19 protein-coding genes and 1 pseudogene are annotated in these 22,146 nt (G+C 61.4%); 17 read left to right on the top strand and 3 right to left on the bottom strand.

All coding sequences use genetic code 11. The features are described from left to right. The first annotated feature begins 100 nt into the window (after window positions 1–100). From R6G97_RS21600 to R6G97_RS21630, 7 genes and pseudogenes are all read left to right on the top strand, one after another. Complete coding sequence (locus R6G97_RS21600) at window positions 101–550, top strand: carboxymuconolactone decarboxylase family protein (protein WP_217191372.1); 450 nt, start codon at window positions 101–103, stop codon at window positions 548–550. A 171-nt stretch (window positions 551–721) separates the two neighbouring features. Continuing rightward, window positions 722–931, top strand: a complete 210-nt coding sequence (locus R6G97_RS21605) for a hypothetical protein (RefSeq protein WP_317847507.1) — start codon at window positions 722–724, stop codon at window positions 929–931. Window positions 932–954: 23 nt separating this feature from the next. Then, a complete protein-coding gene (locus R6G97_RS21610; protein WP_317847508.1) occupies window positions 955–1,161 on the top strand; it encodes a hypothetical protein in 207 nt (68 codons plus the stop codon). 119 nt (window positions 1,162–1,280) lie between these two features. Continuing rightward, window positions 1,281–1,589 carry a hypothetical protein gene (locus tag R6G97_RS21615; protein ID WP_317847509.1) on the top strand — a complete coding sequence of 103 codons (309 nt, stop codon included), beginning with the start codon at window positions 1,281–1,283 and terminating at the stop codon, window positions 1,587–1,589. Further along, a pseudogene (locus R6G97_RS21620) lies at window positions 1,579–1,803 on the top strand (hypothetical protein); the annotation flags it as partial. The gene R6G97_RS21615 and the pseudogene R6G97_RS21620, both read left to right, overlap by 11 nt. Window positions 1,804–2,245: 442 nt before the next feature. Then, entirely contained in the window at window positions 2,246–2,653 is a 408-nt protein-coding gene (locus tag R6G97_RS21625; RefSeq protein ID WP_317847510.1) for a hypothetical protein, read from the top strand. 423 nt (window positions 2,654–3,076) lie between these two features. After that, window positions 3,077–3,376, top strand: coding sequence for a hypothetical protein (locus R6G97_RS21630; protein WP_317847511.1), 300 nt, complete (start codon window positions 3,077–3,079; stop codon window positions 3,374–3,376). 183 nt (window positions 3,377–3,559) lie between these two features. On the opposite strand, the gene R6G97_RS21635 is transcribed toward R6G97_RS21630, so the two are convergent. Continuing rightward, window positions 3,560–4,678, bottom strand: coding sequence for an SH3 domain-containing protein (locus R6G97_RS21635; RefSeq protein WP_317847512.1), 1,119 nt, complete (start codon window positions 4,676–4,678; stop codon window positions 3,560–3,562). 376 nt (window positions 4,679–5,054) lie between these two features. On the opposite strand from R6G97_RS21635, the gene R6G97_RS21640 reads away from it, so the two are divergent. The 9 genes from R6G97_RS21640 to R6G97_RS21680 all read left to right on the top strand — a co-directional run bounded on the left by R6G97_RS21640 (window position 5,055) and on the right by R6G97_RS21680 (window position 16,834). After that, on the top strand, window positions 5,055–6,005 hold the full coding sequence (locus R6G97_RS21640; RefSeq protein WP_317848173.1) for an ABC transporter substrate-binding protein: 951 nt from the start codon (window positions 5,055–5,057) through the stop codon (window positions 6,003–6,005). Between the two features lie 75 nt (window positions 6,006–6,080). Then, a complete protein-coding gene (locus R6G97_RS21645) occupies window positions 6,081–6,932 on the top strand; it encodes an ABC transporter permease (RefSeq protein WP_070571041.1) in 852 nt (283 codons plus the stop codon). Between the two features lie 11 nt (window positions 6,933–6,943). Next, window positions 6,944–7,762, top strand: coding sequence for a quaternary amine ABC transporter ATP-binding protein (locus R6G97_RS21650; protein WP_442800219.1), 819 nt, complete (start codon window positions 6,944–6,946; stop codon window positions 7,760–7,762). 12 nt (window positions 7,763–7,774) lie between these two features. Further along, on the top strand, window positions 7,775–9,298 hold the full coding sequence (hutH, locus tag R6G97_RS21655; protein ID WP_090343994.1) for a histidine ammonia-lyase: 1,524 nt from the start codon (window positions 7,775–7,777) through the stop codon (window positions 9,296–9,298). Window positions 9,299–9,707: 409 nt separating this feature from the next. Further along, window positions 9,708–10,190 (top strand): formate dehydrogenase subunit gamma, encoded by a 483-nt coding sequence (locus R6G97_RS21660; RefSeq protein WP_102082767.1) that lies wholly within the window; start codon window positions 9,708–9,710, stop codon window positions 10,188–10,190. After that, a complete protein-coding gene (locus R6G97_RS21665) occupies window positions 10,184–11,743 on the top strand; it encodes a formate dehydrogenase beta subunit (RefSeq protein ID WP_102082759.1) in 1,560 nt (519 codons plus the stop codon). Before R6G97_RS21660 ends, R6G97_RS21665 begins: the two co-directional genes overlap by 7 nt. Next, complete coding sequence (gene fdhF / locus R6G97_RS21670; RefSeq protein ID WP_090343996.1) at window positions 11,740–14,625, top strand: formate dehydrogenase subunit alpha; 2,886 nt, start codon at window positions 11,740–11,742, stop codon at window positions 14,623–14,625. Before R6G97_RS21665 ends, fdhF begins: the two co-directional genes overlap by 4 nt. Beyond that, the gene (locus R6G97_RS21675; protein ID WP_070571044.1) at window positions 14,622–14,837 is read left to right on the top strand and encodes a formate dehydrogenase subunit delta; all 216 of its coding nucleotides are present in this window, start codon (window positions 14,622–14,624) and stop codon (window positions 14,835–14,837) included. Before fdhF ends, R6G97_RS21675 begins: the two co-directional genes overlap by 4 nt. 179 nt (window positions 14,838–15,016) lie before the next feature. Continuing rightward, window positions 15,017–16,834 carry an ABC transporter ATP-binding protein/permease gene (locus R6G97_RS21680; protein ID WP_182942665.1) on the top strand — a complete coding sequence of 606 codons (1,818 nt, stop codon included), beginning with the start codon at window positions 15,017–15,019 and terminating at the stop codon, window positions 16,832–16,834. Window positions 16,835–16,840: 6 nt separating this feature from the next. Here R6G97_RS21680 and R6G97_RS21685 read toward each other — a convergent pair whose 3' ends face one another. Continuing rightward, window positions 16,841–18,058, bottom strand: a complete 1,218-nt coding sequence (locus R6G97_RS21685) for an MFS transporter (protein WP_317847514.1) — start codon at window positions 18,056–18,058, stop codon at window positions 16,841–16,843. Window positions 18,059–18,202: 144 nt separating this feature from the next. Further along, complete coding sequence (locus tag R6G97_RS21690) at window positions 18,203–19,486, bottom strand: arsenic transporter (protein ID WP_090344002.1); 1,284 nt, start codon at window positions 19,484–19,486, stop codon at window positions 18,203–18,205. Between the two features lie 386 nt (window positions 19,487–19,872). Here R6G97_RS21690 and R6G97_RS21695 point away from each other — a divergent pair, with 386 nt between their 5' ends. Then, entirely contained in the window at window positions 19,873–22,113 is a 2,241-nt protein-coding gene (locus R6G97_RS21695; protein ID WP_317847515.1) for a TonB-dependent siderophore receptor, read from the top strand. The last annotated feature ends 33 nt before the right edge of the window (window positions 22,114–22,146 follow it).

The raw sequence follows: 22,146 nt of genomic DNA on the forward strand, positions 1-22,146 counted from the left end.
ACCTATTGGAACCCAGAAATTACAGCGGATTGGACCCATGAGCAGAGCCGCGTACGCAATAAAATGCGTCTGTGTTTACGAAAGCGCTTATGGAGTATGTATGACTCGTATGAATTGGTTTGAAAAGTCTCCCGGTGCAGCAAAAGCGCTGACCGGTTTACACCACTATGTAACCACCGGAACGAATCTACCTCCGGAGTTGATACATCTGGTCTTCCTTCGGGTATCACAGATCAATGGTTGCGCGTTCTGCATCGATCTTCACTCTCGCGACTTGATCAAAGGCCGCATGTCAGTTGACAAGGTGCTGCTAGTCGCGGTTTGGCATGAGGCGGAACACTTATTCTCTGATCTAGAGCGCGCTGCATTGAAGTGGGCAGAAGAGGTGACCAATGTGGGAGAAACCCATGTTTCGGACGAGGCCTACGCTGCCGCCTCCGCGGTCTTCAACGAGCGAGACTTGGTGGATTTGACTGCCACGATTGCTGCAATGAACGCTTTCAACAGGATGGGGGTTACGTTCAGACTCAAGCCTGCCGCGAAGGGGTAGCTGTCAACCGCCTAACCCTGCGAAGGAAGTCGCCAAGGTGGAGCTCGGTTTTCCGCCTTATCGGGGTGTGAAGTCAGGGTCAATTGTAGCCGCATCGCCTCGATCCACTGAATAGCGGGCACTGGGGCGAAGCGGCCTATAATGCACTGACTTCCACCAAAGGATTAATCCGTGAAAAGAATGCTGGAGGGGATGGCGCTCGCTGGTGAGCCCTTGCTACTGAAAGCTCTGGAAGCGGTCCGGGCCCATCGTGATGCGGAAACAGGTTGCGCGCCGCCTGAAGAGGTCGAACGTCTACGCCTATTGGCGCATTCGCTATACCAAGCGGTTCTCGATTACCAGTTAATCCAAGCAGGTCGGGCACCGGCTACTATTCAGTGATGGCCTTCTCAGGATGGAGCCCGATGAAGTGTAAGCCGCCGATGCTTTACCCTGACCATCCCATGTACACCGACGCCGTGGACGCTATGAAGCGTTATCACGAAGCCCAGGCTTCGGGTGAGCCGGCGGAAGAGGTGGAGCGTCTGCGGCTGATTGCCGAATCGCAATTCCAGGTGGTCACCGACTACCAGCTCAAAGCGTTAGGCGGCCCTGCGGGCCCGATTCACTGATCGGGCCGCATGTGTCGAACTCCTTCCTGAGCAACCACGCATAGTCCGCCGAGCGGTACTGGCGCGCTTGCGTTTCCTGATGCTGAGATACTGTATCCATATACAGTATCTGGTGCAGCATGTACTTCCTCCTCGTTCGGCGCCGAGAGCTCGGCGTAGCAATTCCAAACGAAAAGCTCGGCAAGATCCAGGCTATGCGCGCAGACGTTCATATCGAGTACAGCCACAGTGCTGTGCTAGGGCGACCATCAATACAAGCCTGGGTCTTCAATTCCGCACCAAGCGGCGACATCATCCCGCGACTGCACGATGCATGCGTGAACGGCATGGCCCAGCTCGGCATGAACATCACCGGCCTGGAAGAGATTGACGGGGTGTTGTATGCCCAGTCGTGGTGGTGCCGGGCGGTTGGCGATTATGGCAACTGAGCTTCCGCATGCCTGGTTGGCCGAGCTGAACGACCAGGTTGCCCTGGTGGCAGATCCTGATGGGCGCGCAGCCGTCCTCAGCGAGATGGCCTATGCCGCGCGCCGGCGGCGGGAGGTCGATGACGATGACCTGGTCGACATGCTGGAGATCGTCGAGTCGGCCAGGCTGTGGGCGCTGGCCGAACATGAAGAGGCCTGGGCGATCGGCCTGTTCTGTAAGTAGCTATATAGAAGAAGGAGCCGAACAGGTTTCTCCCATCTTCTAGCCAAGAGAAACACCGGCAGTGCCATACCGGAGTGCTGCCTTTTTCCTGCCTAAAAAATGACCAGCTCTGTGGTCATCCCGCCTTCATTGCTGAATTTTTGCTTTAGCAAATCTTCAAGCGTCCTTTGGGCCCTGTAAACACTGGGTCTTCCCGAATAATCGACCCGATCCATCATCGGTGCAACGCTAAATCGCCGAGAGGGCTCGGGGCGTGTGGTTTGTGGTGTTAAGGCTGTTTCTAAGGGCATTCTGGACTACGCATTTTTGTACCATCTTCCGGGGTTTTGAGGGCGTTTTGGGTGTGACAGTGGTGGGATGTACCACCGCCAATTACGTTCGTACCACCGAAAATAGGGCAACGATCAGAGCAAGGAAAAAGGCCGATGGTACGGTGAGCGATACCGTCCAGATCCGCCTCGAGAAAAACGGTGCCCTAGTCTACCAAGAAGCCCAGGCGTTCGCCCGCAAGCAGGCAGCGCAGGCTTGGGTGAAGCGACGGAAGACCGGGTTGGCTGTCCCTAGAGCGATCGTGCGGGCCAGCCGGGAGGGCCACGCTATCAAGGAAATGATAAACCGCTACTTGGTCGAGGCCGAGAGCAAGCGGCGCACCCTGACTGCCATCAAGAACAGCTACCTCAGTGAGACGGTCGACTCGGCAAACACCCAGCAAGCGCTGGTTGACTATGTGGCGCAAGATCCCGGAAGGGGAGGGGCTAAGCCGCAGACGGCGGGCAATGACTTGGCGCACTTGGGGTCGGTGTTGTTGTTGGCCAGGGCCAATTCCTCTACCCGTACATAGTGCTTGAAGAGACACCGTCCGGTCAGTAACGCCAGTTCTACGGAGCGATAGCGGCTCTCAACATGAACTGTATGCGCGGCACGGGACGGGTGGGTAATTTCCAGAATCATTCGTTGCGGTGGTTCTTGATGGCCGGTCGGCCAAACGAGATAAATCGCAGCCTGGTAACCCCGGAAGCTATATCGATAGACCTCATGACTGATCGGTAAATGCATGTGTTCCTCGCATCCGAAAGGGATTTGCTCACGGCTTATAGGTGGGACTGGGGCAAAGGAAGCATGGTTCGGCCGGCTGAAAGGGGTGGTTGACGTTTGGTCACAAGCCGAGCGGCTGCCAACCGTCAGGAATGGTTAAGGAGAACTCGTCTCGTTTGACTCCTTCCACTAGGGTGAAGGAGGGCTAAAAACGTCGTAGGAGGGCGACATGAGAATACGCGGACAGGTGTTCTGGTCATGGGCGGACCCGACACTTCACTGTAGAACCCATGAAGAGACGCTGAGTGATGGAACACTCATTGATGTACAGGTGCGGCTTTCCCGAACGGGGGCTACCCAAATGTTCATAGGTGTTTATGCCCCGTCAGGCATGGCGCTTTACGAAGAGTCGTTTGATACACGCCCAGGTGAATCTATGACCCGAGCCCTTGCATGGGGTGTCGGACGTGCTCGTAAGGTCGCAGTGGAAAGCAATCCGGATTTCGATGTGTGCACAAAAAGGGCCTGAACAGCGAATACTCATGGGGCAAAAATGGGGCAAACCGAGCGCCATTCTATGCCCCTCTATGCCCTTTGAGTGTCTAGCGAGCACATACAAAAAAGCGCCCAAGCCTTTCTGTACGGGGCTTGGGCGCTTTTTCTGGTTAATACCCAAGCACAATTGGCGTGTGGTGGCTTCACTCATTTCCAATTAATCTTCTCTAACTTTCCTTAGGTACTTTGTCGAGATGTATCCGTCTATCCAGTATCCATCAATTTCATATGTCACAAATAGCCAGGTGCGATCCTCTTTACCTAGTACGACTACAATGGCATTCTTCGGTAACTTTAAAATTATCTCCGACTTCGTGCTCGGTTTGGAACGAAAATTTACATCTGAGCCGGTCACCAAGCGTATATCTCCTGGTTTTCCTGCAAGTTCTTTCCGGATGAAATTTCGAATCTTGGCGAGAGACTCTGTTTGGGGTAGGCGAGCATTAAGGTCAACAACTGAAGCTCGAATGCTTTCCCATTGTGCTGTCGCCTGTATAGAGCTAAAGAATATAATAACTAAAAGATTTATTAGCCAGGTCGGGAGGCGCGAAACATCGTCGGTTGCAACCGCGTCGGATTGTACAACCCGAGCCTCTCCTGTCGAGATGACTGAAATGGTCGCATGGCCTTCCGCTTTAACGTGTTTAAGCGGTCGCTTTTGGTCTGAGTCAGGTTCCTCTTCTGCTACCGTGCGTCGCCTTTCGAGCTCATTTAGTAGGGCATCGATGCTTAAGTTTGAAAATGGTGATCCGGTCTTTGAAAATGAATTCTGAAATAACTTGCCAAAATGACTATGTTCTAGAGGAGTGCGGTACTGTTCTATAACTTTTGCAAACTGGACATCCATTATTGGAGAGCGGAACTGTTCCAAAATCTTGGCCATTTGGGAGGTGAAGGGAGTCCCCGCCTGCTCCAGAATTTTGGCTATCTGAGGGGTGAGAGGTGTCTGCTCCAGGACCTTGGCCATCTGAGGGGTAAGGGGGGATCGTGCCTGCTCCAGAATCTTGGCCATATGCGGTGTGAACGGGGTTCCTACCTGCTCCAGAATCTCGGCTATATGAGGGGGGAGGGGATAGCGTGCCTGCTCTAGGACCTTGGTCATCTGAGGGGTGAGGGGGGAACGTGCCTGCTCAAGGATTTTGGCCATCTGAGGGGTGAAGGGAGACCCTACCTGTTCAAGGATCCTGGCCACCCCCGAACCGAATGGGGAGCGAATCTGCTCCAATAGCATGGCAATACGGCCATTGTTAGTTTGCTCGGAATTATATTCACCCATTGGGTATCCCTTTCTATGCCGCTTGATGATGTGTTCAGATTAACTTGAGATGAGGTAGGTCTTCTAGGCTAACTGGCGTTGCAACAGTTGATTTTGAAGGATTACATTGTCCATCGTTAGGCAGGTCGAGCACCAGCCTATCCCCTCTATGCCCTTTGAGTCTCACGCCAAAGCCCGTAATAGCCCGCACGCGTTGGGGTGGGTTTTTGCGCTTTTCGCTCTGGAACAAACTGGTGCAGTGCTGAAGATGTAAAAAATTATTTGGAGCTAAGCGCGTAGGTCCCACTGTGTAAAGTCTAATATATTTGCCATGTACATTGATCTTAGGCTGCGCGCTTTCAGTTTTTCCTGCCAGTAAGTATGTCTTTGGTCTGCTCTGCTGACTACGACACTTTCTTTCGGGCTGCTGGCGTCCGCTGGCGTCAGCCAGGCGGCCGGCTGGTGCGAGTCTGGCAAACCGGTGAAATTCGCCGGCTTGAACTGGGAAAGCGGGATGCTGCTCACCGACGTGATGCAGTTCGTGCTGAAAAATGGTTATGGCTGTGATACCGACAGCCTGCCGGGTAATTCCATTTCCATGGAAAACGCCTTGAGCAGCAACGATATCCAGGTGTTTGCTGAAGAGTGGGTAGGGCGCAGCGAGGTCTGGAACAAGGCTGCGGCGGCCGGCAAGGTCGTCGGCATCGGCTCGCCGGTGGTTGGTGCGGTCGAAGGCTGGTATGTGCCGCGTTATGTGATCGAAGGCGATGCCGGGCGCAATCTCGAAGCCAAGGCGCCAAACCTCAAGAGCATCGCCGATCTCAAGCAATACGCCCAAGTCTTCAAGGACCCGGAGGAGCCGGACAAAGGGCGCTTCTACAATTGCCCGGCTGGTTGGACCTGTGAGCTGGACAACAGCGAAATGCTCAAGCGCTATGGTCTGGAAAACGCCTATACCAACTTCCGCCCGGGCACCGGCCCGGCACTGGATGCCGCCGTTCTGTCGAGCTACAAGCGCGGCGAGCCGATCCTGTTCTATTACTGGTCGCCGACCCCGCTGATGGGCCAGGCCGACCTGGTCAAGCTGGACGAGCAACCCGGTGTGGATAAATCCGTGACCATCAAGGTTGGGGTGTCGAAGGCCTTCCACGAGCAGGCGCCGGAACTGGTGGCGGTGCTCGAAAAGATCAATCTGCCGATCGACCTGCTGAACCAGAACCTGGCGCGCATGAGCAAGGACCGTATCGAGTCGCCCGAGCTGGCCAGGTTGTTCCTCAAGGAACACCCCGAAATCTGGCACAGCTGGGTCAGCGAAGACGCTGCCAAAAAGGTAGGCGCAGCACTCTGAGCCTGTGGGGTCGTCCGGCTCCTGCCGGACAGGCCACGCGACGGTCCGCTCCATGCACTTGCTCGAGACAATTCCATGTTTCCGAAAAACTTCACGTTTTCCATTGCCGACTGGGTCAATGGCTGGGTCGATGCGCTGGTAAGCAACTACGGTGATGTGTTCCGGCACATTTCCGACACTCTGTTGTGGGCCATCGTCAACCTCGAAGGCCTGCTACGCGCAACTCCTTGGTGGCTGGTCCTGGCCATCGTCGCGGGCATCGCCTGGCACTCCACCCGTAAAGTCGTGACCACGGTGGTGATCGTCGGCTTGCTGTTCCTGGTCGGTGCGGTAGGCCTGTGGGACAAGCTGATGCAGACCTTGGCGCTGATGCTGGTGGCCACGCTGATCTCGGTCCTGGTCGGTATTCCGCTGGGTGTCCTTTCGGCGCGTAACGATCGGCTGCGGGCGGTGCTGATGCCATTGCTCGACATCATGCAGACCATGCCCAGCTTCGTGTACCTGATTCCGGTCCTGATGCTGTTCGGCCTGGGCAAGGTGCCGGCGATCTTTGCCACCGTCATCTATGCCGCTCCGCCGCTCATTCGCCTGACCGATCTAGGCATTCGCCAGGTGGACGGCGAGGTCATGGAGGCGATCAATGCCTTTGGTGCCAATCGCCTGCAGCAACTGTTCGGCGTGCAGTTGCCACTGGCATTGCCGAGCATCATGGCCGGGATCAACCAGACCACCATGATGGCCCTGTCGATGGTGGTCATCGCCTCGATGATCGGTGCTCGTGGCTTGGGTGAAGATGTGCTGGTCGGCATCCAGACCCTGAACGTGGGCCGCGGCCTCGAAGCGGGCCTGGCCATCGTGATTCTGGCGGTCGTGATCGACCGTATTACCCAGGCCTATGGCCGGCCACGGCATGGGGTGGGCAAATGAGCGACAAGCCGATGATGAACAAGATCGAAGTCAAGCATGTCTTCAAGGTTTTCGGTGCTCGCGCCGAAGATGCCCTGCAAATGATCCGCCAGAAAAAAGCCAAGGATCAGGTGCTGGCTCAAACCGGCTGCGTGGTCGGGGTCAACGATCTCTCGCTGTCCATCGGCAGCGGCGAGATCTTCGTGATCATGGGGCTGTCGGGTTCGGGCAAGTCGACCCTGGTGCGTCATTTCAACCGCCTGATCGAGCCGACCAGCGGCGAGATCCTGGTCGATGGCGAGAACATCCTGCAATACGACATTCAAGCCCTGCGCGAATTCCGCCGGCACAAGATCAGCATGGTGTTCCAGAGCTTCGGCCTGTTGCCGCACCGCACCGTGCTGGACAACGTCGCGTATGGCCTGAAAGTCCGTGGTGAGAGCAAGGCAATGTGCGCTGAGCGAGCGCTGCACTGGATCAACACCGTGGGCCTCAAGGGCTACGAAAAATCGTACCCGCATCAGTTGTCAGGTGGCATGCGTCAACGCGTCGGCCTGGCCCGAGCCTTGGCCGCCGATACCGGCATCATCCTCATGGACGAAGCCTTCAGTGCGCTCGATCCGCTGATTCGCGCCGAAATGCAGGACCAGTTGCTTGAGCTGCAGAAAACCCTGCACAAGACCATCGTCTTCATCACGCACGATCTGGATGAAGCGGTGCGTATCGGCAACCGCATTGCCATTCTCAAGGACGGTCGCCTGATCCAGGTCGGCACACCGAAGGAAATTCTCTACCAGCCTGCGGACGAATACGTCGATCGTTTCGTGCAACGCCGCGTAGCTTCGCTTTAAGGAACCGCGTGTATGTCGATTGCCGAAAGAATCATCATCGCCGAAGCGCCTATGCGCTGGCAGGATGTGGTAGCCGTGGCGCGGCATGGGGCGAAGCTTGAGCTGGCCCCATCGGCCTGGGCGCGGATCGAGAACGCCCAGGCGATCGTCCAGCGCATCGTTGCCAGCGGTGAGCGCGCCTATGGCGTCAATACCGGGCTTGGCGCCCTGTGCAATGTGTCGTTGCAGGACGAACAACTCAGCCAGCTGTCGCGCAACACCTTGCTCAGCCATGCCTGCGGCGTGGGTACGGCGCTGTCGGACGAACAGACCCGGGCGATCATGTGCGCGGCGATCATCAATTTCTGCCAGGGCCGTTCCGGCTTGCAGCGCAAGGTGGTCGAGGCGCTGCTGACGCTGCTCAACGAGCACATCACCCCGCAGGTGCCGAAACAGGGTTCGGTGGGCTACCTGACCCACATGGCCCATATCAGTATCAGCTTGTTGGGCGTCGGCCTGGTCAGCTACCGTGGCCAGATCGTGCCGGCGCAGCAAGCCTTGGCCGAGGTCGGCCTGTCACCGCTGAAACTGGGAGCCAAGGATGGTCTGTGCTTGGTCAACGGCACCCCGTGCATGACCGGCCTGGCCTGCCTGTCCCTGGACGACGCCACGCGCTTGAGCCAATGGGCCGATGTCATCGGCGCCATGAGCTTCGAGGCCCTGCGTGGCCAGTTCGATGCCTTCGACCCTGAAATCATCGCGATGAAACCGCACCCGGGCATGCAGCGTGTGGGCAGCAACTTGCGCCGCCTGCTGGACGGCAGCGAGATCATTGCCAGCAGCCGTGGCATTCGCACCCAGGATGCCTTGAGCATTCGCTCGATTCCGCAGGTGCATGGCGCCGCGCGCGATCAGTTGGCACACGCGGCGCGGCAGATCGAGACCGAACTCAACTCCTCTACCGACAACCCGATGTTGCTGGGTACACCCGAGTCGTACCGGGTGGTTTCCCAGGCCAACCCGCACGGCCAGTCCGTGGCCATGGCGGCCGACTTGCTGGCCATCGCGGTGGCCGAGATCGGGGCCATTGCCGAGCGTCGTCTCGATCGCCTGATCAACCCGTTGGTAAGCGGTTTGCCGGCTTTTCTGGTCAGCCAACCGGGTGTGAATTCGGGCATGATGATTGTTCAGTACGTGGCCGCTTCACTCTGTGCTGAAAACCGTCAGCTGGCACAACCGGCAGTCATCGACAACTACGTCACCTCCGGGCTGCAAGAGGACCACTTGAGCATGGGCACCAATGCCGGGTTGAAGCTGCACCGGGCTCTGGAGAACTGTACGCAGATCCTCGCCATCGAATACCTGTTGGCGGCCCAAGCGTTCGAGTTCCTCAAGCAGCAACGCTTTGGCGCCGGTACCCACATTGCCTGGCGGTTGTTGCGCGAACGGGTCCCGGCCTATGCCCAGGACCGTTGGCTGGCCCCGGATATCGCCAGCAGTGCATCGATCCTGAAGGATCCGGTCCTGCTTGGCGCTGCGTTCCCCGACCTGTTGTGACAGATGTAAGCGCCTGACGCTCCCATGGCTTCGAATCGTGCAGGTCACATGCCGATGCAATATCGGCAAAGTGCCAGCTGAGAGAGCGTTGGGCGTGACAATCGTTCTTCTGCTTGGCGGCGTTGTGCTTTGGCTTTGGAAAACCAAGGCGCCGCAAGACGCCAGGCAGATTCGATCGCAGAGGTACCATCCCCGCGTCGGTTTCAGAATGAGCCCTGTCGCTTGGGCGCAACCTTCCAGCGCCAGGGGTGCCATGCTTGCAGGATGCCTACGGACCCACTGCGCGCAGACGCAGGGCCTAGGTACGGAGGGCGCCCGGTGACCATGTGACCGTGACATGGACGGTGCGCCGCAGCAGAAGACGCCGGACGCTTGCCCTGCAGCGGTCCGTGATGCCGAGGTCCGCTGTATGCCTGAAGAGACGCTTCACCTGCCATTGATCCAGCGCGTGCTGGAGCGCTACAAGGACACCGCCGGTGCCTTGCTGCCGGTCCTCCATGCCATCCAGGAAGACGTAGGCTACGTGCCTGACGTCGCCGTCCCTGAAATCGCCCATGCCCTGAACCTCAGCCTGGCTGAGGTGCGCGGGGTGATTAGCTTCTATCACGATTTCCGTACTTCGCCCCCGGCGCGCCATACCTTGCGCCTGTGCCGGGCCGAGTCCTGCCAGAGCCGGGGCGCCGAGGCGCTGGCCGCGCAATTGCGTGAGCAGTTGGCGCTGGACGATCACGGCACCACCGCCGATGGCGCCATCAGTCTGCGGCCGGTGTATTGCCTGGGTGCGTGCGCCTGTTCGCCAGCCCTGGAACTGGACGGGCAACTGCACGCGCGCCTGACCCCTGAGCGCCTGAGCGCCTTGGTCAACGGCTGCCGGGAGGAAGAAGCATGCTGAAGCTATTCGTTCCGTGCGATTCGGTCGCCCGCGCGGTAGGCGCCGACCAGGTCGCCGACGCACTGGCCCGCGAGGCCGAGCGCCGACAGCTGCCGGTGGACATTCAACGCACCAGCTCTCGCGGCCTCTATTGGCTGGAGCCGCTGGTCGAAGTGGAACAAGCCGGCGAGCGCCTGGGCTTTGGCCCGGTTGCCGCCGAAGATGTGCCGAGCCTGCTGGATGCCTTGGTGAGCGAGCCGGCGGGCCATTCGTTGGCCCTTGGGCCGGTGGCCGAGATCCCTTATCTGAAAACCCAGCAGCGCCTGCTGTTCGCCCGTGCCGGTATCACCCGGCCCTTGTCGCTCGAGGACTACCGCGCCCACGGGGGCTTCGAAGGCCTGACCCGGGCCGTGGCGCTCGATGGCGCGGACGTGGTCGCGGCTGTGCTCGACTCTGGCCTGCGTGGCCGGGGTGGTGCGGCATTCCCGGCAGGTATCAAGTGGCGCACCGTACGTGACGCGCAGGCTGCGCAGAAATACGTAGTCTGCAATGCCGACGAAGGTGACTCCGGCACGTTCGCCGACCGCATGCTGATGGAAGGCGACCCCTTCCTGCTGATCGAGGGCATGGCCATCGCCGGCCTGGCCGTCGGCGCCACCAAGGGCTACATCTATGTGCGTTCGGAGTATCCGGATGCGATCCGTGCACTGAATGCCGCTTTCGACATCGCCCGCGCGGCAGGCTACCTGGGCGATGACGTCGCCGGCAGCGGCCTGGCCTTCGACCTGGAAGTGCGGGTCGGCGCCGGCGCCTATATCTGCGGCGAGGAAACCGCGCTGCTCGAGTCCATCGAGGGCAAGCGGGGGATCGTGCGGGCCAAGCCACCGTTGCCAGCCCTCGAAGGCCTGTTCGGCCTGCCAACCTTGGTGCACAACGTGCTCACCCTGGCCTCGGTGCCGGTGATCCTGGCTAAGGGTTCGGCGTTCTATCGCGACTTTGGCATGGGCCGCTCGCTGGGCACCATGCCGTTCCAACTGGCTGGCAACATTCGCCACGGTGGGCTGGTGGAGCGTGCCTTCGGTCTTACCCTGCGTGAGTTGGTGGAAGGCTACGGTGGCGGCACGGCCAGTGGCCGGCCGCTCAAGGCCGCACAGGTGGGCGGGCCGTTGGGCGCCTGGGTGCCGCCCAGTGGCTTCGACACGCCGCTGGACTACGAGGCCTTCTCTGCCATGGGCGCGATGCTGGGTCATGGCGGTGTGGTGGTAGCTGACGACACGCTGAACATGGCCAGCATGGCCCGCTTTGCCTTGCAGTTCTGCGCCGAGGAATCCTGCGGCAAATGCACCCCTTGCCGGATCGGCTCGACCCGCGGCATGGAAGTGGTGGATCGGCTGATCGCCAGCACCGACATGGCCGAGCGTGAAGACCAGGCGCTATTGCTGCGCGACCTGTGCGACACCCTGCAGTACGGCTCGCTCTGCGCCATGGGCGGGATGACCTCGTATCCGGTGGCCAGTGCCCTCAAGTATTTCCCTGCTGACTTCGGTCTGACCACCACGGAGGCCGCCCAGTGATCAATTTCTTCGACCCCACCAACGACCTCGACTTGGGAACCCCCGCGCGCGAAAGCGACGTGCAGGTCAGCCTGGTCATCGATGGCCGTGAGATCAGCGTGCCTGCCGGCACCTCGGTGATGCGCGCCGCGGCCTTGCTTGGCACCACCATTCCCAAACTGTGCGCCACCGACAGCCTGGAAGCCTTCGGCTCCTGCCGCATGTGCATGGTCGAAATCGAGGGCATGCGCGGCTACCCGGCTTCGTGCACGACGCCGGTGAGCGAAGGCATGGTGGTGCGGACCCAGACCTCGCGCCTGGCCGATCTGCGGCGCAATGTCATGGAGCTGTACATCTCCGACCACCCGCTGGACTGCCTGACCTGTTCGGCCAACGGCAACTGCGAATTGCAGACGGTCGCGGGCCAGGTCGGCCTGCGCGAGGTGCGCTACGGCTACGACGGTGCCAACCACCTGAAGGAGAAGAAGGACGTCTCCAACCCGTACTTCGACTACGAGCCGAGCAAGTGCATCGTCTGTAGCCGCTGCGTGCGCGCCTGCGAAGATATCCAGGGCACCTTCGCCCTGACCATCACCGGTCGTGGTTTCGAGTCCCGCGTGGCGGCGGCCGGTGGTGACGACTTCCTGAGCTCCGAGTGTGTATCCTGCGGCGCCTGCGTGCAGGCCTGCCCGACCGCGACCCTGAGCGAGAAGAGCCTGATCCAGCTGGGCCAGCCCGAGCGCGCGGTGATCACCACCTGCGCCTACTGCGGCGTGGGCTGTTCGTTCCGCGCCGAGATGAAGGGCGACCAACTGGTGCGCATGGTCCCGGACAAGAACGGCGGCGCCAACCACGGCCACGCCTGCGTCAAGGGCCGCTTCGCCTGGGGCTATGCGACCCACCCGGATCGCGTCACCAAACCGATGATCCGCAAGCACATCAACGACCCGTGGCAAGAGGTCAGCTGGGACGAGGCGGTCAACTATGCCGCCAGCGAGTTCCGGCGTATCCAGCTCAAGCATGGACGTGACTCCATCGGCGGCATCACCTCCAGCCGTTGCACCAACGAAGAAGCGTACCTGGTGCAGAAGCTGGTACGCGCCGCCTTCGGCAACAACAACGTCGATACCTGCGCGCGGGTGTGCCATTCGCCGACCGGCTATGGCCTCAAGCAGACCCTGGGCGAATCCGCCGGTACCCAGAGCTTCGACTCGGTGATGCAGGCCGATGTGATCCTGGTGATCGGCGCCAACCCCACCGACGCCCACCCGGTGTTCGGCTCTCAACTCAAGCGCCGGCTGCGCCAGGGCGCGCGGCTGATCGTCATCGACCCACGGCGCATCGACCTGGTGGATTCGCCCCACGCCCGCGCCGAGTTGCACCTGCAACTGCGTCCGGGTACCAACGTGGCCATGCTCAACGCCCTGGCCCATGTGATCGTCACTGAAGGCTTGGTGGACCAGCCGTTCGTCGATGCTCGCTGCGAGGCGCAAGACTTCGCCCGCTGGCGTGATTTCGTCAGCCTGCCGGAAAACGCCCCGGAGACGCTTGGCCCGGTGTGCGGCGTGCCTGCCGAGCAGATCCGTGAAGCCGCCCGCTTGTACGCCACCGGCGGCAACGCGGCGATCTACTACGGCCTGGGGGTCACCGAGCACAGCCAGGGCAGTACCGCAGTGATGGGCATCGCCAACCTGGCCATGGCCACCGGCAACGTCGGCCGTGAAGGCGTGGGCGTGAACCCGCTGCGGGGACAGAACAACGTGCAGGGCTCCTGCGACATGGGCTCGTTCCCTCACGAGCTGCCGGGCTACCGGCACATCTCCAACGAAACCGTGCGCGCCGAGTTCGAACAGGCCTGGGGCGTGACCCTGCAGCCTGATCCGGGCCTGCGCATCCCCAACATGTTCGAGGCGGCCCTCGATGGCAGCTTCAAGGCGCTCTACTGCCAGGGCGAAGACATCGCCCAGAGCGACCCCAACACCCAGCACGTCACCGCGGCCTTGATGGCCATGGAGTGCGTGGTGGTGCAGGACATCTTCCTCAACGAGACGGCCAAGTTCGCCCACGTATTCCTGCCGGGCAGCTCCTTCCTGGAGAAGGACGGCACCTTCACCAACGCCGAGCGCCGCATCTCGCGGGTGCGTAAGGTCATGGACCCGCTGGCCGGCAAGGCCGACTGGGAAGCCACCGTCGCCCTGGCCAACGCCCTGGGCTATCGGATGGACTACCGTCATCCGTCCGAGATCATGGACGAAATCGCGCGCCTGACGCCGACTTTCCACCGGGTCAGCTATGCCGAGATCGACCGCCATGGCAGCTTGCAATGGCCGTGCAACGACGCAGCGCCCGACGGCACCCCGACCATGCACATCGACCAGTTCGTGCGTGGCAAGGGGCGCTTCATGCTCACCGGCTACGTGCCTACCGACGAGAAGGTCAACAGCCGCTTCCCGCTGCTGCTGACCACTGGCCGTATCCTCAGCCAGTACAACGTCGGCGCCCAGACCCGACGTACCGGCAACGTCGCCTGGCACGCCGAAGACCGCCTGGAGATCCACCCCAACGACGCCGAGGCTCGTGGTATCAGCGATGGCGATTGGGTGGGCGTGGGCAGCCGGGCAGGGCAGACCGTACTGCGCGCCAAGGTCAGTTCCCGCGTAGCACCGGGGGTGGTGTACACCACCTTCCACTTCCCCGAATCCGGCGCCAACGTGATCACCACCGACAACTCCGACTGGGCCACCAATTGCCCTGAGTACAAAGTGACGGCGGTAGAGGTGGTCAAGGTGTTCCAGCCCTCGGAATGGCAGAAGCGTTACCAGGCGTTCAGTGACGAGCAACAGCGCCTGCTCAAGGAGCGTCGCCAGGCCGAGAAATCCGAGAAAGCCGAGGTGCGTCGATGAGCGGTCATGACAGCCTGGTCAAGATGGCCAACCAGATTGCCCAGTACTTTGCCAGCGAGCCTGACCGGGCGCTGGCAGTGCAGGGCGTGAGGCAGCATTTGCAAAGCTTCTGGACGCCGGCGATGCGTCGGCAGTTGGGGGAGCGACTGCAGGCTGATGGCGGGGAGGGGGTGGATCCGTTGGTGAAGGAGGCGCTGCAGCAGGCGGCGTGAGGCCGTAGACCAGCAGGGCTGCTTTGCAGTCCGATCGCGGGGCAAGCCGGTGCGCAGGTTAGGCGCTTCGACGTGTCCCGCGATTGGCGCCTGGCAAACATGAAAAGTCCGTCATGGATGCCAGATAAATCGTCGGGGAATGCTACGCTCGCAAAAACCTCGCAAATGGATACCCCGCTATGGACATGAACTGGCACCAGGCCCTGCAAGAAAGCCTGAGCTGGCTCGCAATCGCCTCCATCATCACCCTCATCGGTTTCACCGCCGCTGGCGCTTTGGCGGTGCGTTTTACGCGTTGGGGGCGTCAATTCTGGTCCCTCGCCGGGCCTTACTTCAGTTTCAGACGCAGTTGGCGCCCGCTGTTGGTGTTTGCCCTGTTGCTGGTGCTGACGCTGTTCTCGGTGCGCCTGAACGTGCTGTTCTCGTTCTGGTACAACGGCTTCTACAGCGCCTTGCAGGCCCTGGACCAGACAGCCTTCTGGTACCTGCTGGGCGTGTTCGCGGTGCTGGCCACCATCCATGTGCTGCGCTCGCTGTTCACCTATTACGTCACCCAGGCGTTCAACATTGATTGGCGTGTCTGGCTCACCGAGCGCCTGACCGCAGACTGGATGAAGGGCGATGCCTATTACCGCGGGCGGTTTCTCGCCGAGCCGGTGGACAACCCTGACCAGCGTATCGAACTGGACGTCAACGCGTTCGTCACAGGTTCGGTGTCCTTGGCCTTGGGCGCCGTCAGTGCGCTGGTCTCGCTGGTGGCGTTCACCGCGATCCTGTGGGGGCTGTCGGCGCCCTTGACGCTGGGTGGGGTGGAAATCCCCCGGGCGATGGTATTTGCGGTGTACCTGTATGTGATCGTCGCCACGTGGATCGCATTTCGCCTCGGGCGGCCGCTGATCCGCCTGAATTTCTTGAATGAAAAACTCACCGCGAACTTCCGTTATGCCCTGATGCGCCTGCGTGAAAACGCCGAGAACATCGCTTTTTACCAGGGTGCTCAGGTCGAGCGTGGGACCTTGCTGGGACGCTTTGGCGCACTGATCGTCAACGTCTGGGCGCTGGTCTATCGGAGCCTGAAGTTCAATGGCTTCAACCTGGGCATCAGCCAGGTCGCCGTGGTGTTTCCGTTCATTCTCCAGGCGCCGCGGTTTTTCAGTGGGGCGATCAAGCTTGGGGATGTGATGCAGACCTCCCAGGCGTTTGGCCAGGTTCAGGATTCGCTGTCGTTCTTCCGTGAGTCCTACGACACGTTTGCCCAATATCGCGCCACTCTTGACCGTCTCACCGGGTTTCTCGACGCCAACCAACAGGCCAGCACGCTTCCTCGGGTCACCACCCAGGAACAGGCGCAGGGGCTGGAGATCGCCGGCTTGCAGGTATTGCGCCCGGACGGCCATACGCTGATCGCCGACTTGGACCTGCGTCTGCGTGCCGGCCAGGCGCTGTTGATCAAAGGGCCTTCGGGCAGCGGCAAAACCACCTTGCTGCGCGCCCTGGCTGGCCTGTGGCCTTACGCCGAGGGTGAGGTCAGACGGCCGCTGGGCAACCAGGCGTTGTTCCTGTCGCAGCGCCCATACGTGCCGTTGGGTGACTTGCGGACCGCTATTGCTTATCCCGCGCTTGCGACAGCCGCAGACGATGCGCGCATGCAACAGGCCCTGCGTCAAGTCAACCTGGCCCACCTGGCCGAGCGCCTGGAGGTCAGCAACGATTGGTCGAACATTCTCTCGGTGGGCGAGCAGCAGCGCCTGGCCTTCGCACGGTTGTTGTTCAACCGGCCACAGGTCGTGTTCCTCGACGAGTCCACCTCAGCGATGGATGAAGGGCTGGAGCATGCGTTGTATTCATTGCTGCGCTCCGAAATGCCTGACACCTTGCTGGTCAGTGTCGGACACCGCAGCACGCTGGCGACGTTCCACACTCACCGCCTGGAAATGGATGGGCAGGGTGCTTGGTCGTTGCTTGAACAGCAGCCGACCCAAGACGTGCTGGCTTAGCGGGGCTCAGCCCGCGCTCGCGCCACGCAGCAGCGCCACCCCGGCGAGGGTGGCGCTGGCGAACGCGGCGCCGACCAGAAACGTCGCCTGGTAGCCGACCCCATCCCACAGCAGGCCGGCCATCACGCTGGCAATCAGCAGGGCCACACCCGACAGCAGATTGAACAGGCCAAATGCTGTGCCGCGTAGGTTCGCCGGTGCGCTGTCGGCGATCAAGGCACTGAAGATGCCTTGGGTGAAGCCCAGATGCAGCCCCCACACCACCACTCCCAATGCCAGCCCGGCCCAGCCCGGCAACAAGGCCAGCGCCAGGTCGGCGGCAATCAGCAAGCCCAGCCCCATCATCAGCACGCCCCGGCGGCCGACGCGGTCCGACAGCGCACCCGCGGGGTAGGCCGACAGCGAATAGGCCAAGGCCATCAGCACCAGCACCGCCGGTGCCCAGAGTGGCGCCAGGCCCATGTCCTGGGCGCGCAGGAGCAAGAAGGCCTCGCTGAAACGCGCCAGGGTGAACACCATGACCAGACCGATCAGCCGCCAGTACGCCGGGCCCAGTCGCGCCAGCTCGTCCAGTGCCAATGGCGAGCGCACCGCCCGCCCAGGGGTAGGGGCCTCGGGCTCGTGGACGCAGGCGATCAGCACGAAGACGGCGAGCAACGCTGGAATCACCGCCACCCAGAACACTGTCTGGAAGTGGCTGGCGGTCAGCCACATCAGCGCGATCGCCAGCAGCGGCCCGACAAAGGCGCCCACGGTGTCCAGCGCCTGGCGCAGGCCGAAAGCCGCGCCGCGCAGCCCAATCGGCGTGATATCGGCGATCAGTGCGTCACGCGGTGCTCCGCGGATTCCCTTGCCGATACGGTCGACAAAACGCGCTGCGGTCAGCCATTCCAGGCCTGAGGCCAATGGAAAGACCGGTTTGGTCAAGGCCGCCAGGCCATAGCCGAGCACAGTGAGCAGCTTGCGTTTGCCCAGCCAGTCGCTGAGCGCGCCGGAAAACACCTTGGTGATCGACGCCGTCGCCTCGGCCACGCCCTCGATTAACCCCACCGCGACCACCGATGTGCCCAGCACCGACACCATGTACAGCGGCAGCAAGGCGTGGATCATCTCCGACGAGATGTCCATGAACATCGAGACGAAGCCCAATGCCCAGACGCTGCGGGGGATGGAGGGGAGTGCCCGGCTGGGCGGTGATGAATCGAAGTTGTCAGCGCCACGCATCGCAGACCTCGGAATCCGTGCCGCGTCCGAATGGACGCGACCGTATTCACTGTAGGACATGGGGACTGGCGATTGAGATAACGTGAGTGGCCAAGGCGCAGGTGTGCTGCCACGTGAGCCGGCGGCATCGCAGGACTTTCGGGCTCAGAGGCTTAGCCGCAAGGCCAATGCCGAGAGGGTGACAAGCAGCACCGGCAGGGTCAGCAGGATGCCGACCTTGAAGTAGTAGCCCCAGGTGATACGCACGCCTTTGCGCGCCAGCACATGTAGCCACAGCAGGGTTGCCAGACTGCCGATCGGGGTGATCTTCGGGCCCAGGTCGCAGCCGATGACGTTGGCGTAGATCATCGCCTCGCGCACCACGCCTTGAGCGTCGCTGGCATGGATCGACAGGGCGCCGATCAGTACGCTGGGCATGTTGTTCATCACCGAAGACAGCAGCGCTGCGACCAACCCGGTGCCCAGAGTGGCAGCCCACAGGCCTTGGGCGGCCAGGCGATCGAGCAGGGCGGTGAGCGAGTCGGTCAGCCCGGCGTTACGCAGGCCGTAGACCACCAGGTACATCCCCAGGGAAAACACCACGATCTGCCAAGGCGCTTCGCGCAGCACGCGGCGGGTGGCGATCACATGACCGCGGGCGGCCACGATGAACAGCACGGCGGCGCAGGCTGCCGCCACGGCACTGATGGGGATACCCAGCGGCTCCAGGACGAACAGGCCTGCCAGCAGTGCGACCAATACCCACACGCCGACGCGGAAGGTGGCGCGGTCGCGGATGGCCATGGCCGGGGGCTTGAGGTCGTCGAGCGCATAGTGCGCCGGGATGTCTCGCCGAAAGTACAGAAACAGCACCAGCAAGGTGGCGAGCACCGCAGCCAAGTTGACCGGAAGCATCACCGAGGCATAGGTCGAGAAGCCCAGGCCGAAATAGTCGGCCGAGACGATGTTCACCAGGTTCGACACCACCAGTGGCAGGCTCGCCGTATCGGCAATGAAACCTGCGGCCATCACGAAGGCCAGGGTGGCCGCGCCGGAGAAGCGCAAGGCCATCAGCATGGACATGACGATCGGGGTGAGGATCAAGGCGGCCCCATCGTTGGCGAACAGCGCCGATACCGCCGCTCCCAGCAGCACGATGAACATGAACAGGCGTCGCCCGTCGCCGCGCGCCCAGCGCGCCACGTGCAAGGCAGCCCATTCGAAGAAGCCCGCTTCGTCCAGCAACAGGCTGACGATGATGATGGCAATGAAGGTGGCAGTGGCGTTCCAGATGATCGCCCAGACCGTGGGGATATCCTGCAGCGATACAGCACCCACCAGCAAGGCGAGCAACGCGCCGAGGCTGGCGCTCCAGCCAACACCCAAGCCTTTGGGTTGCCAGATGACCAGAATCAAGGTGAACAGAAAGACAGCGGCGGCAGCTAGCATCGTGCGCGCTCCTTGGCAGCAGGTGACGCACTGGCGGTTTCGTCTGCCAGGCGCTGGGGGAAATAGGACGGCGTGAGCATGCAACAACGATTGCTTCAAAATATGCGGAAAAACAAATATATGGAATTTCATATATTCGGGCAACGGCCTTGCCGCCGCGACGCCTCTTAGGAGAGTGGATTACCCCGTCGTAGAGCCATCGGCTGAGGCGTTTGAAAGTTCCTCGGCAATCTGTAAATTTCGTAAATAAGATTTAAACCCATTTGAGAATCATTATATTCAGCCTCCCTGTGGACCCGGCAATTTGCCTGCAAGGTCGGTGGGCGAGGGCTCGTCGGCTGGCGGGCCGGGTCGTGCCTTTGCCCATGAACCGCAGGAGATGCCCCATGCAACCCAGAACTTCACCTAACAGCCTGGCCCTGGCCTTCGTCGCGCTGGCCTCGCCAGCCATGGTGGCGACCGCGGCCCAGGCCGAGGAGAGGCCGGCCGGTGAAGTAATGGAAGTGCCGATCGACAGCAATGCGCTGGTGATCCAGGACACCCTGGTCACCGCCGAGCGCGAGGCTCGTCAGGCGCTGGGTTCGTCGATCATCACTGAGGAGGACATCAAGCGTCATCCGCCGGCCAATGACCTGTCCGAGCTCATCCGCCGCGAGCCTGGGGTCAACCTGACCGGCAACAGCGCCAGCGGCGCGCGTGGCAACAACCGCCAGATCGACCTGCGCGGCATGGGCCCGGAAAACACCCTCATCCTCATCGACGGCAAGCCCTCCAGCGCCCGCAACTCGGTGCGTTACGGCTGGAACGGCGACCGTGACACCCGTGGCGAGACCAACTGGGTGCCGGCAGAGGCCGTCGAGCGCATCGAAATTCTTCGTGGCCCGGCCGCAGCACGTTATGGCTCCGGTGCCATGGGCGGTGTGGTGAACATCATCACCAAGCGCCCCACCGAAGCATTCAAGGGCAACGTCAGCCTGTTTACCCAGTTGCCTGAGGACAGTGCAGAAGGCGCTAGCCGACGGGCCAACTTCAACCTCAGCGGCGGCCTGACCGAGAACCTGGGTTTTCGCCTCTATGGCGGCCTGGCCAAGACCGATGCCGACGACCTGGACATCAACGCCGATCACGCCAACAGTGCCTTGGTGGCCGGCCGGGAAGGGGTGCGCAACAAAGACATCAACGGCCTGTTGAGCTGGAGGCTCAACGACGAGCACCGCCTTGAAGTCAGCGCCGGCTACAGCCGCCAGGGCAACCTCTTTGCCGGCGATACCATGAACAGTAACGGGGGTGGCAACCTGGAGCTTATGTCCGAGCTGTATGGCCATGAAACCAACGTCATGCAGCGCGGCACCTATGACCTGACCCACCTGGGCGACTTCACCTGGGGGACCAGCAAGACCGTGCTGGCCTACGAGTACGTGCGCAACTGGCGCCTGAACGAAGGCCTGGCCGGCAGCGTCGAGGGGGCGCCCAACGATGCCGGCTCGGCCATGTCGCGCCTGCGCAACACACGCTTGAGCAGCGAAGTGAACCTGCCGTTCGCCCTGGGCAGCACCGAGCATGTGCTGACCCTCGGTGGCGAGTACCTCTATGAGTCGCTCAACGACCAAGGCTCGTTCCGTCCGCAGAGCTTCGACCCCAGCGGCGGCGGCGACGACACGATCATTGGCTTCGACCGCAGCGACACCAAGATGACCGCCCGCAGCTATGCGTTGTTCGTCGAAGACAACATCATCGTCGGCGATACCACCATCACCCCGGGCCTGCGCTTCGACCATCACGAGCGCTTCGGTGACAACTTCAGCCCGAGCCTGAACCTGTCGCACAAGCTCACCGATGCGCTGAGTGTCAAAGGCGGTATCGCCCGGGCGTACAAGACCCCGAACCTGTACCAGTCCAACCCGAACTACTTGCTCTACAGCCGCGGCAACGGTTGCAGCACGCAGCAGAGCAACTCCGGTGGCTGCTACCTGCAGGGCAACGACGACCTCAAGCCCGAGATCAGCGTCAACAAGGAAATCGGCCTGCTGTACGACCGTGGCACCTGGCGCACCAGCGCGACCTACTTCCGTAACGACTACCAGAACAAGATTATCGGTGGCACCGACGTGGTCTACGACATCAATGGCGGGCGCCGCGTGACCCAGTGGGAGAACGCGGGCAAGGCGCGGGTGGAAGGGATCGAGGGCAACTTCTTCATGGCACTGACGCCGAGCCTGGACTGGAACACCAACCTGACCTGGATGCTCGACAACGACAACCGTGACACCGGCGAGCCGCTGTCGGTGATTCCCGAGTACACCGTCAACAGCACCCTAGACTGGCGCGCGACCGACAAGCTGTCGTTCCAGGTGGCGGGTACCTACTTTGGCAAGCAGAAGTCACCGACTTACAACTACCGCACTCAACAGGACTACGACAAAACTGCCCAGCAGGACGTGGACGCCTACGGCCTGGTGGATGTGAGCGCAGGCTACAAGTTCAACGCCAACTACGACGTGCGCGTGGGCGTGAACAACGTCTTCGACAAGCAGATCCTGCGCGGCGGCAACGCCAGCAGCTCGGGGGCCAACACCTACAACCAGCCAGGGCGTGCGGTGTTCGCGGCGCTGAACATCTCGTTCTGATACGCAAGAGGGCCGCTGTGCGGCCCCTCGCGG

The sequence above is a fragment of the Pseudomonas sp. HTZ2 genome (assembly GCF_033173945.1).
GTDB lineage: Bacteria > Pseudomonadota > Gammaproteobacteria > Pseudomonadales > Pseudomonadaceae > Aquipseudomonas > Aquipseudomonas guariconensis.